General features: G+C 33.1%; 12 protein-coding genes. 7 read left to right on the top strand and 5 right to left on the bottom strand.

The genetic code is table 11. The annotated features are described in order from the left end of the window. A partial coding sequence (locus PQO00_RS09995) for a hypothetical protein (protein ID WP_274184706.1) occupies positions 1-193 on the top strand: 193 nt, incomplete at its 5' end. 84 nt (positions 194-277) lie between these two features. On the opposite strand, the gene PQO00_RS09990 is transcribed toward PQO00_RS09995, so the two are convergent. From PQO00_RS09990 to aroC, 5 genes are all read right to left on the bottom strand, one after another. Further along, positions 278-676, bottom strand: coding sequence for a hypothetical protein (locus PQO00_RS09990; RefSeq protein ID WP_274184705.1), 399 nt, complete (start codon positions 674-676; stop codon positions 278-280). A 2-nt stretch (positions 677-678) separates the two neighbouring features. Continuing rightward, a complete protein-coding gene (locus PQO00_RS09985; protein ID WP_274184704.1) occupies positions 679-1143 on the bottom strand; it encodes a hypothetical protein in 465 nt (154 codons plus the stop codon). A 263-nt stretch (positions 1144-1406) separates the two neighbouring features. Next, positions 1407-2228, bottom strand: coding sequence for a sulfurtransferase (locus PQO00_RS09980; RefSeq protein ID WP_274184703.1), 822 nt, complete (start codon positions 2226-2228; stop codon positions 1407-1409). Between the two features lie 239 nt (positions 2229-2467). Continuing rightward, complete coding sequence (locus PQO00_RS09975; protein WP_274184702.1) at positions 2468-3790, bottom strand: dicarboxylate/amino acid:cation symporter; 1323 nt, start codon at positions 3788-3790, stop codon at positions 2468-2470. A gap of 424 nt (positions 3791-4214) precedes the next feature. Beyond that, positions 4215-5276 (bottom strand): chorismate synthase, encoded by a 1062-nt coding sequence (aroC, locus tag PQO00_RS09970; RefSeq protein WP_274184701.1) that lies wholly within the window; start codon positions 5274-5276, stop codon positions 4215-4217. A 607-nt stretch (positions 5277-5883) separates the two neighbouring features. Between aroC and PQO00_RS09965 the strand changes: the two genes are divergently transcribed. The 6 genes from PQO00_RS09965 to PQO00_RS09940 all read left to right on the top strand — a co-directional run bounded on the left by PQO00_RS09965 (position 5884) and on the right by PQO00_RS09940 (position 10440). Next, positions 5884-6729 carry a UDP-2,3-diacylglucosamine diphosphatase gene (locus tag PQO00_RS09965; RefSeq protein ID WP_274184700.1) on the top strand — a complete coding sequence of 282 codons (846 nt, stop codon included), beginning with the start codon at positions 5884-5886 and terminating at the stop codon, positions 6727-6729. An 84-nt stretch (positions 6730-6813) separates the two neighbouring features. After that, positions 6814-6984, top strand: coding sequence for a hypothetical protein (locus tag PQO00_RS09960; RefSeq protein WP_274184699.1), 171 nt, complete (start codon positions 6814-6816; stop codon positions 6982-6984). A 28-nt stretch (positions 6985-7012) separates the two neighbouring features. Next, complete coding sequence (locus PQO00_RS09955; protein ID WP_274184698.1) at positions 7013-7702, top strand: YafY family protein; 690 nt, start codon at positions 7013-7015, stop codon at positions 7700-7702. 535 nt (positions 7703-8237) lie between these two features. Next, on the top strand, positions 8238-8417 hold the full coding sequence (locus PQO00_RS09950) for a hypothetical protein (protein ID WP_274184697.1): 180 nt from the start codon (positions 8238-8240) through the stop codon (positions 8415-8417). Positions 8418-8628: 211 nt separating this feature from the next. After that, on the top strand, positions 8629-9738 hold the full coding sequence (locus tag PQO00_RS09945; protein ID WP_274184696.1) for a DNA alkylation repair protein: 1110 nt from the start codon (positions 8629-8631) through the stop codon (positions 9736-9738). A 210-nt stretch (positions 9739-9948) separates the two neighbouring features. Next, a complete protein-coding gene (locus PQO00_RS09940) occupies positions 9949-10440 on the top strand; it encodes a hypothetical protein (RefSeq protein ID WP_274184695.1) in 492 nt (163 codons plus the stop codon). Positions 10441-10743 lie beyond the last annotated feature (303 nt).

The raw sequence follows: 10743 nt of genomic DNA, 5'->3' as shown, positions 1-10743 counted from the left end.
TCGTAATCTTCCTGAAGGGGAAAAAAGAGAAAGACGACCCTGTAAGTCAGAAATTCTTTGTACTTTCATAATTATCGAAGATAAAAACCCCGTTTTTGTGCCTTTTTGGCCTTTTTCGGGGTTTATTAGTACTTCAATATACAATAAAAACCCAGTATTTACAAGGGTTTTATGGTTTTATGAATGTGCCTAAAATAAGTTACACATCTTGATTTTGCATTTTTTAAGACTAAATTCGTTTATCATGTCGTTAGCCATAATTATGACTACACGCTGATTAATCAAATTGTATTTTTTTCTTGGAGTCATCCAAAGACAATTTATATAAATCTTCCGACTCAATACACTCTAAAACTTTCTTGTATAAATATGCTTTTGACTCGTCTGTAATATTTTCAGAACCTTGAGTTCCTGTTTTAGGATGGACAAACATTAAATAAAGTGATTCATTTTTAATTACTAATAAAAAATATATCCTAAATCCACCTCTTCCACCAAGTCTCTTCTTTATATATGGAACTTCATCACTATGATTGAGTCTGGTTCCAGAACGAAGCAGTGCTAATGTTTTATCAAAAAAGTAGTTTATTATTTCTTGTTCTATTGTTCGATAGGATTTTTTAGATTTTAATTTTTCAAATTCAACCTTGAAGTCTTCTAAACAATATAATTCCATTATTAAACAAGAGACAATTTTTGAGTAGTTTCTTCGAAATCTGGCATTTTAGGTAAAAAGAAAAATACAGATTCTAAATCTTCATAAGATTCTTTCAATTCATCAATGGAATTTTTAAAATCTTTAATTTCTTCTTTGGCAATGCCTTTTTTTCTCAAATAATTCATTGAAATATATTGTCGGATTAAAGAAGTTCTCAAATCTTTAGCGGAAGAAATAATGTCATTTAAAATCATTAGACATTCTTCATCTAAATCATTTAACCAACTAATACTTTCAATTTTTTCATTAACATCGTAAATTCTTTCAGTTTTATCTTTTAAACCACTTTTAAAATCAAGTATAACATCCAAAAGAGTATTCACTCTTTCTTCATCTAATAAAGGTGCTTTCTTTTCTTCGAAAGAAAAACTTCTCAAATTAGAAAAAGTATCCACAATTGCTGATTTAGGCGATAAACATTCCATTTCTGCTAACGGTTTTATAAATTGAATTTACAAAATATTTGACAAATATAACTAACTATGGCTAGCAACGTATATAAAAAATAGCTAATTATATGCCAAACAAGTTTGTATAGCATTCTTATTAACGGTATTTTAGTCGGAAAAGTATGTAATTTGCTACACGCTACTTTTCATATACAAATCGATAAGCGTAACCTAAAAAATATCTATAATTTAAGCTTCTAAACATACCAAAATATATTTAAGAGAAGCTTTTTCTATGTTTACTCATTAACCAAACTCCCCCACTCGGTCCAAGAGCCATCATATACCGAGATGTTTTTATAACCAGCGATATTGGCTCCTAAAGCCAATACACAGGCCGTTATGCCCGAACCACAGGAAAAAATAATGGCGTCGTCTTTATCCGCTCTTTTGTTAAGCGCTTTTCCTATGTCTTCCTTAGATTTTAATGCGCCATCATCCAACAGATCTGTAAAGGGCAAGTTCACCGAATTGGGAATGGTTCCCATGCGCAAACCTTCCCGGGGTTCTGGTTCCAAGCTCTTAAACCTACCTTCGGACCGTGCATCAATAATACGATGTGTTTTATTTTTTGAAGCCTGTTTCATGTCTTCAAAAAAGGTCATATGCTCTGGTTTGTAATCAGCTTCAAAATCACCTGGTTTCCCATCATAGCTTTTCATGGTTTCAGTAGCATAGTTCGCTTTTTTCCAGGCTGGAAACCCGCCGTTTAAAACAGCAACGTTTTCATGCCCAAAAGCTTTGAACAGCCACCAAACACGAGCAGAGGAATAAATCCCCTTATCATCATAAATAACGATAGCACTGTTTTTGTTTATCCCTAGCGCCCTGGCCTCTTTTTGAAATTGCTCCTGTGTTGGAAAGGTGCTGGGAAACGGTGCATGAGCCTCGCTAAATTTATTTTTGATATCAAAGAATCGTGCCTTTAGTATTTGAAGCTGTGAGGTGTCAAATACTTTATTTATAGTACCATCTAAAATAACAAGATTACTGGCTCCTAAATTATTATAAAGCCATGCTACTGAAACTATCGGGGTTTTAAAAATAATGTCTGAACTCATTTGATTTCTGATTGACGATTTTTGATTTTTGATTTTTGAATACTGACAACTACGACTGATTACTGATTGACGATTGACGATTGGTGATTAACGATTGACGATTGGTGATTAACGATTGACGATTGACGATTTTTGATTTATGATTTTTGAATACTGAATACTGACAACTACGACTGATTACTGATTGGCGATTAACGATTGACGATTTTTGAACACCAAACACTGAACACTGAAAAATACTATTTCACTTTTTCATAATTATCGTCCCATTCTTTAGGCTTAGGGTCATGCAACTTGCCTAAAGATTTGGCCACCATCATGGATACCGTGGCATCGCCCGTAACATTTACAACCGTTCTGCACATATCCAAAGGCCTGTCCACTGCAAAAATAAGTGCCAATCCAATAGGTAATAATTCTGCAGGAAAGCCAATTGATTCCAAGACGATTACCAACATAACCATACCGGCACTCGGTACTGCAGCACTACCAATAGAGGCTAACAATGCTGTAGCAATTATAACCAATTGATTTGTAAAGGTTAAGCCCTCCGGCCAAATAACCTGCATGATAAATACGGCCGCAATGCCTTGATACAAGCTCGTTCCGTCCATATTAACCGTGGCTCCTACTGGCAAAACAAACCCGGACACTTCTTTATCTACGCCAAGATGCTCTTCTACACGCTCCATGGTCACTGGTAAAGTAGCGGCACTACTACTGGTAGAAAAGGCCAATAATTGCGCAGGACTTATTTCCCTTAAAAACCACATAGGTGATTTTTTAGTATAAACACTTACTAAAATAAGGTAAAAACCAATCATTAAAATTAAACCTCCAACAACACATAAGGCGTAGTTTAACAGTTTAAGAAGTATTTCGGTATCATCAAAAGCTATAATAACATTGGCCATTAAGGCAAACACCGCATAAGGTGCAAAAAGCATAATCAAGTCTACCATTTTCATGACAACCTCATTTAACGAATCGAAAAAATCCACTAAAGGTTTTGCTTTTTTCCCTGGAATTAACAACAGACAAATACCAACAAATAAAGCGAAGAAAATAACCTGAAGCATTTTCGCGTTTCCTAACGCTTCAAATATGTTGCTTGGAAAAATATCGACCAGTGCTTGTAGTGGCCCCGCATCTTTATGTTCAGATGCTTTTGTAAGTTTATCGGCGACCCCTTCATCACTCTCATATTTTGATTTGATTTTTTCAATGGTATCTTGTGGCATACCATTTCCAGGTTTTATAGTATTTACTATACTTAGACCAATGATTATAGCTACTAAAGTGGTCGTTATATAAATACCTATAGTGCGCAACCCCATACTTTTAATTTTGGAAATATCTTTTAAGTCTGAAATTCCTTTTATTAATGATGCCAAAATTAATGGTACCGCTATAAGTTTAAGCAAGTTTATAAAGATGGTTCCAAAAGGTGCAATCCAATCGCTTACAAAGTTTTTCCCTCCAACGGAATTCATAATGAAACCAAAAATGATTCCAAGAACCATTCCTATAATAATTTTCCAGTGTAATGCTAATTTTTTCATACAATAATACTTCTATATAATTACGTGTAAATGAACTCAAGATAAGTATTTTTTGCCCAAGCTTTTAAAACCAAATAAAATTGGTAACAAACTAATACCAAATAAACATCAAAACAACCTATAATGTTTGTTTAGTTCACTATCTTTCATTTTAAAAATAGGTGTTCATGAATCTTCGATTTCTTTTTAGCTCTTATTTCTATATAAAACATGTGCTCAGCTTGACTGGGTATATAACCGTAACGAATGCTATGCTTAGATTTTCTATTTCATCTGATCTAAAAATAATTCAAAATATTTACGGTTATTTTGAAATTCATTTGGTATAACACATGTTACAATACAACTCCGCTCTGTATAAACTAATTCCCTCATCTCTTTAACAAAGTTTTAAAAGCGTAAGATGAGATTAAAAAACAGTTAACTAACTATACATTTTATTCAGCAAATAAAAATCTGCTAAAACCAATGCTGCCATCGCCTCTACAATAGGTACGGCTCTTGGAACCACACATGGGTCGTGACGTCCTTTACCTTGCATTTCGACAGTATTCCCTTCTTTATCTATAGTTTCATATTTCTGAATAAGTGTCGCTACAGGTTTAAAAGCGACATTAAAATAAATATCCATCCCATTACTGATCCCTCCTTGAATACCTCCTGAAAAATTAGTTTTTGTAGTACCATCATTATTAAAGGCATCATTATGATCGCTACCATACATGGTACTACCTTCAAATCCACTACCGTATTCAAACCCTTTTACAGCATTAATAGAAAGCATGGCTTTGCCGAGCTCTGCATGCAATTTATCGAAAACAGGCTCTCCTAAGCCAACAGGGACATTTTTAATAACACAACTAACAATACCACCTACAGTATCTCCCTTGCTGCGCACTTCTTTAATATAAGTTTCCATTTTTGTTGCCATAGCTTGATCTGGACATCTTACAATATTCGATTCTGCCTTTGTTAGATCTAATTCGGTATATGGCTTGTCAAGTTTCATCGTACCTACACCAGAAACATAGGCAGTAATGTCGATGCCTTTTAGTACTTGTTTAGCAATAGCACCAGCAACCACACGACATGCCGTTTCTCTTGCAGAACTTCTCCCTCCACCACGATAATCTCTTACACCGTACTTTTGGTCATAGGTGTAATCTGCATGACTTGGCCTGTAACTATCTTTGATGTGTGAGTAATCATGGGATTTTTGATTGGTGTTTTCAATAACAAAACCAATAGGGGTTCCTGTCGTTTTACCTTCAAAAATGCCCGAATGAAATTTAACCGTATCTGGTTCCTTACGTTGTGTAACAATGGCAGATTGCCCAGGCTTTCTCCTGTTAAGTTCGTTTTGAATCGCCTCTAGATCTAGCTCTATTCCAGATGGGCACCCATCAATTACGCCGCCTAAAGCTGGCCCATGAGATTCTCCGTAAGTTGTTAAATTAAATAGTTTTCCAAAGGAATTACCAGCCATAAATAAAATTTTGTCGCTAAAATAAAGCTTTTTTCGAAACCTTCTACCTTAAATAGCAAGCCATCATAGTATTTTTTAATACATCTTAACTTATACATCCATACCCTGTATTTTAAATATCTGTTTTTGCTCCGATTTCTCTTGATACCATCTATTTTTAATGATGATTTTAAAACATTAGTGTCCGACTAAAGACGTAAGACCGCTTCGCTATTTGAACCAAGAACAAAGACTTGACTGTAACTAACTAACAAACAGAGACACCTCTATTGTTTTACTCCCTGAAACCTAAATATTTCTTGTTTGTTTTTACTGGTATTTAAAGCAAGGTGTCTAATCTGTAATGCTTTTACTTTTACTATTATTGATGGGCTCCTAATAATAGTCTATAGTTTTAATCGGACAACAATAATTTTAAATAAATACTGAGGCCTACCTCTTATAAAATCCTTTACTATTTTCTGGAAATTCCGTAAGCAAAAAAATATACAATTATCGGTTATTGTAATAATTCCCCTAACAATTGTTTAACATAACGCTGATATTTAAATAATTAAAAGATAATATAAAAACCTGTACTTTGTAAAGTAACCTTAAGACATTATCATTGAAAATTAAACGTAAAATAGAAATCGCAGTAATCTCTGATGTTCATCTAGGAACTTATGGCTGTCATGCTAAACACCTTCTCACTTATTTAAATAGTATTGAACCCAAGAAATTGATTTTAAATGGTGATATTATTGATATATGGCAGTTTAGTAAACGTTACTTTCCTAAACCCCATTTAAAAGTTATTAAGAAAATTATAGACATGGCTTCAAATGGTGTTGATATTATTTACATTACTGGAAACCATGACGAAATGTTACGTAAATTTAGCAATACTACCATTGGTAATGTCTCTATTGTTGACAAACTTGTTTTAGAATTAAATGGTAAAAAGGCGTGGTTTTTTCATGGGGATGTTTTTGATGTTTCTATACAAAATGCCAAATGGATAGCTAAACTTGGTGGTTATGGCTACGACTTGTTAACACTTCTTAACCGTTTGATAAATTGGTATTTAGAAAAACGTGGAAAAGAACGTTATTCGTTATCTAAAAAGATAAAGAATGGTGTTAAAGGTGCTATTAAGTATATCAATGATTATGAAAGCGTTATTTCTGACCTCGCTATTGAAAATGGTTATGATTATGTGATTTGTGGGCACATCCATCAACCAAAAATGACTTATATAGAAAATAAGCACGGTAAAACCATGTATTTAAACTCCGGAGATTGGGTTGAAAACTTCACCGCCCTTGAATATCAATTTAACCGTTGGAAAATATACAATTACAATAATGACAAGTTTGCCCCTTTTTATCTGGATGAAGATATAGAAAACTTGGAGATCAAAGATTTAATTGCTGCTATTACCATTGTGGAACAACACAAAAAAAAAGAATAGATAACTTCTTTACTATTCTGCTATAGTATTATTCTTTTTTGCCATAAATCTGTTAGTTTTGTTTACCAAATCCATAAATAGCACATGGAAATAAAATGTATAGATGCCATAGGGCCATACAAAAAGCTTGGCTATTCAATTTCTGGCAAATTTGGTGCTAATAAAGAAGATTCTTTAAGTACTTTTATGGAAAAAAATGAAGTGAAACCAACAAAACAATTTTTTGGTTTATTTTGTGTTGAACAACACATTTAAAACGCATCTAATAACACTAAATCATTTAATGAACAGGCTCACCAGAATAACCTCCATCCTCATTCAATTACAATCTAAAAAAGTGGTCACGGCCAAAGAGATAGCCAACAGGTTTGAAATTAGCTTACGAACCGTTTATAGAGATATTAAAACGCTTGAAGAAGCGGGTGTTCCCATTGGTTCAGAAAATGGCATTGGCTATTTTATTGTTGATGGTTACTCCCTACCTCCCGTAATGATTACTGAAGAAGAGGCAAATGCATTAATTGTTTCCGAAAAACTAATTGCCAATCAAGGAGATGCTTCGCTAAAAAAAGATTTCAATTCAATACTTATAAAAATTAAGTCCGTTCTTAGAAGTTTCGAAAAGGAAAATATTGCCAAATTGGAAAATAGAATCACACCTTCTTTCAAGAAAGATGTATTTGAAAGCAATTCGTTATCCCTAATTCAAAAATCAATTACAAATACAAAAGTTCTGGCAATATCCTATCGTTCAATTTATAAGGATGAAAAAACGGTGAGACACATTGAACCTTTAGGGGTATACTATACAGAAAAAGCCTGGATAGTGATCGCATATTGCAGATTAAGAAATGACATAAGAGAGTTTAGATTGGATAGAATTTTAAAAATAAATCCTACCTCGCAAACCTTTGATTATCAAAAAGATTTCAGTCTTTCTAAATATTTTAGCAGATATACAGAACCTTGTTGACATAAGGTTGTCACTCCCCCATTTTATTTTTGCTTTATTATTAACTATAAATAAATAAAATGGCAGAAAGTGACATCATTAAAATTTCAAAAAAAATACCCGTAAGCCTTAAAAAACAAGACCTTAGTTTAATTGATCGTTTTTTACTAAATTATAAGAGAGGATACTTGGTTAATTAACAGAATTATATGTCAAAGTATTCTTTAGGCCGTACCTGTAGCTTCCCATTGGTTGGTAGTTTGATAGCTAGACCAACCCTTATCCAAAATTGAGCAAGGGCAAAAAACGTCTGTACCTAGATCCCAAAATGAAACAAATAGCCATATTATCAGGCTTCCTAATATTATTTGGCTGTAACAATCAAACAAAAACAAAAATGCAAACAGAAAAAACAGAAAAAAAGAAGACATCGGAACCATTGTTCTTGTCACAACAAAAACCAAACCCGAATATACCAGAAAAGAAATAATAAAACTTAAAGATAATATTATAAACAAAGATGAACATTTTAGTTTTTAAGACAAATATTGATAACATGCAAAAACTTGCATCTGTAAAGAACTTCTTCGCCAATATCACCGAAATAGACCGTTGGTCGGTTGATATGGAGGATATTGATAATGTATTGAGAATAGAAACCTCTGGGAACATGCTAGAATCTAATGTTATAGATCTACTAGGTGAGATTAATCTTTATTGCCAAGATTTAACCTAGTATCAACATTTAAGTTAACCTCCTTGGAGTGAGCTCACACAGCGTGATATAGAAAATAATTTTTAAAATTCCGAAGTATGCTTCGGGGATATTATATCCAAAGATCCCGTGATACTGAAACAAGTTCAGCACATGAAGCGGGATTAGTTCAACTAATCAATTTTGAAGGCTTTGCTTCGCAACTTTTCAAAATTAAATTTCACTAATAAAAATGGCCGAATTATTAAAAAACATATACCATACTAAATTCTTTGATCGCTTTATATCCTCTGTTCAAGAAGTTGTTCCAGATTTTAATAAAGTATCTTTTTTAAAGAATATATACGATAATGAATGGGAAAACAGAGCGCTAAAACAACGCATGCGATGTATAACCCTGGCACTTAAAAATCATTTGTCGGATGATTTTAACACGAATGTCGAAATTATAATAAAACTCATTCCCATATTAGAAAAAAATGGGTTCAAGCCACAAGGTCATTTAGAATTTATGATTTTACCGGATTTTATAGAAATTTATGGCTTAAAACATTATCAAGCATCGATAAAAGCCTTTGAAACGATGACGCAATTTGTAAGTTGCGAATTTGCCGTTAGACCCTTTATCATAGAATATCAGGATAACATGATAAAACAAATGCGACTTTGGGCAAACCATAACCATAGTTCGGTTAGACGACTGGCAACAGAAGGCTGTAGGCCAAGACTCCCATGGGCTATGGCCATTCCGTCGCTAAAAGAAAATCCGGCTCCTATTATCCCTATTCTTGAAACATTAAAAAATGACCCTTCCGAATATGTACGAAGAAGTGTTGCCAATAATTTAAATGACATCTCTAAAGACCATCCAGCAACTGTTGTTAACCTTGTTAAAAAGTGGCAAGGAAAAACAAAAGAGACTAATTGGTTAGTTAAACACGCAAGTAGAACCCTTTTAAAACAAGGTAATACAGAGGTCATGACATTATTTGGTTTCGGAACTATTGATAAAATTAAAATAACAGATTTTAAAATACTCACACCGAAAGTCAAAATTGGAGATGCTGTTGAATTTACGTTTAAACTGGTAAATACAAATAATAATGCCTCTAAAATCCGACTGGAATACGGACTTTATTATCAAAAAGCAAATGGATCTTTATCTAGAAAGGTATTTAAAATAAGTGAAAAGGACTATCCCAAAAACTCGACTACAAGTATTAAGAGAAAACAATCGTTTAAAATAATCACAACGCGTAAATTTCATGCAGGGAAACATCAAGTTTCTATCATAGTAAATGGAAAGGAATTTGACACATTAGATTTTGGGCTTGTTCTATAACAAATACCTTTCTTAAATTTAAGCGTAAGGCATGTTCTTCCTTAACTGTAGGATATATGACATTATTTTTTAATAATATGTTTATAAGTATGAAAAAATATTAAATATAAATACAATTTTAGCGTTATTTTTGTTAGTACGTTCTTATTTAGAATAGTCTTTTTTACAAAAAATATCGTATATCATTTAATCAAACTAAATTTTAAATTTATGAAGAAATTATTTTTATTATCAGTTACTATTTTAGGGTTCGCTTTTGCCTCTAGCGCTCAAAACATTTCAGAAAATGCTCTTGGATTACGATTAGGGGACAGTGATGGGTTAGGTGCAGAAATCTCTTATCAACGTGCTCTGGGTGATAACAATAGACTAGAATTAGATTTAGGTTGGAGAGACGGAAATAACTATGATGGTTTTAAAATTGCAGGATTATATCAATGGCTATTTCCTTTAGATGGCTCTTTTAATTGGTATGTAGGTGCTGGTGGTGGTATTGGCTCTTTTAGCTTTGATGTTCCTGGCGGAAGGGATGTTTCTGATACATTCGTTTTTGCTGCTGGTGACATTGGTATTGAGTACAACTTCGAGATTCCTTTATTATTATCGTTGGATTTTAGACCAGAAATTGGTTTTGGGGATGACACTTACAATAACAATGACTTGGATTTTGATATTGCTTTAGGAATTCGTTATCAGTTCTAAACTGAAATTTATATATTTAAAAAGCGCCTTTTGGGCGCTTTTTTTATGAAATCAATTAAAATTTTACTGAATGTCCGTAATCATACATAATGATATTTTTGTCATTCAGAATACTTCGACTACGCTCAGTACAGGCTATAGTGAAGAATCTGTTGATAATCAATGTGATCCCTCAAGATCCCTTTGCCTCGGGATGACAAAATCAATATATAGCTAAATCAATATAAAATAACATGAACCTTCAGAGTAAAAAACCGAATTTCTTCGTTAATAATACTCGCCATAACTAGGCTCAATGTCTTT

Origin of the sequence: Flavivirga sp. 57AJ16 (genome assembly GCF_028736925.1) — a bacterium.
In the GTDB taxonomy this organism is placed as follows: domain Bacteria; phylum Bacteroidota; class Bacteroidia; order Flavobacteriales; family Flavobacteriaceae; genus Flavivirga.
This window is presented reverse-complemented; position numbering and strand designations above follow the sequence as displayed.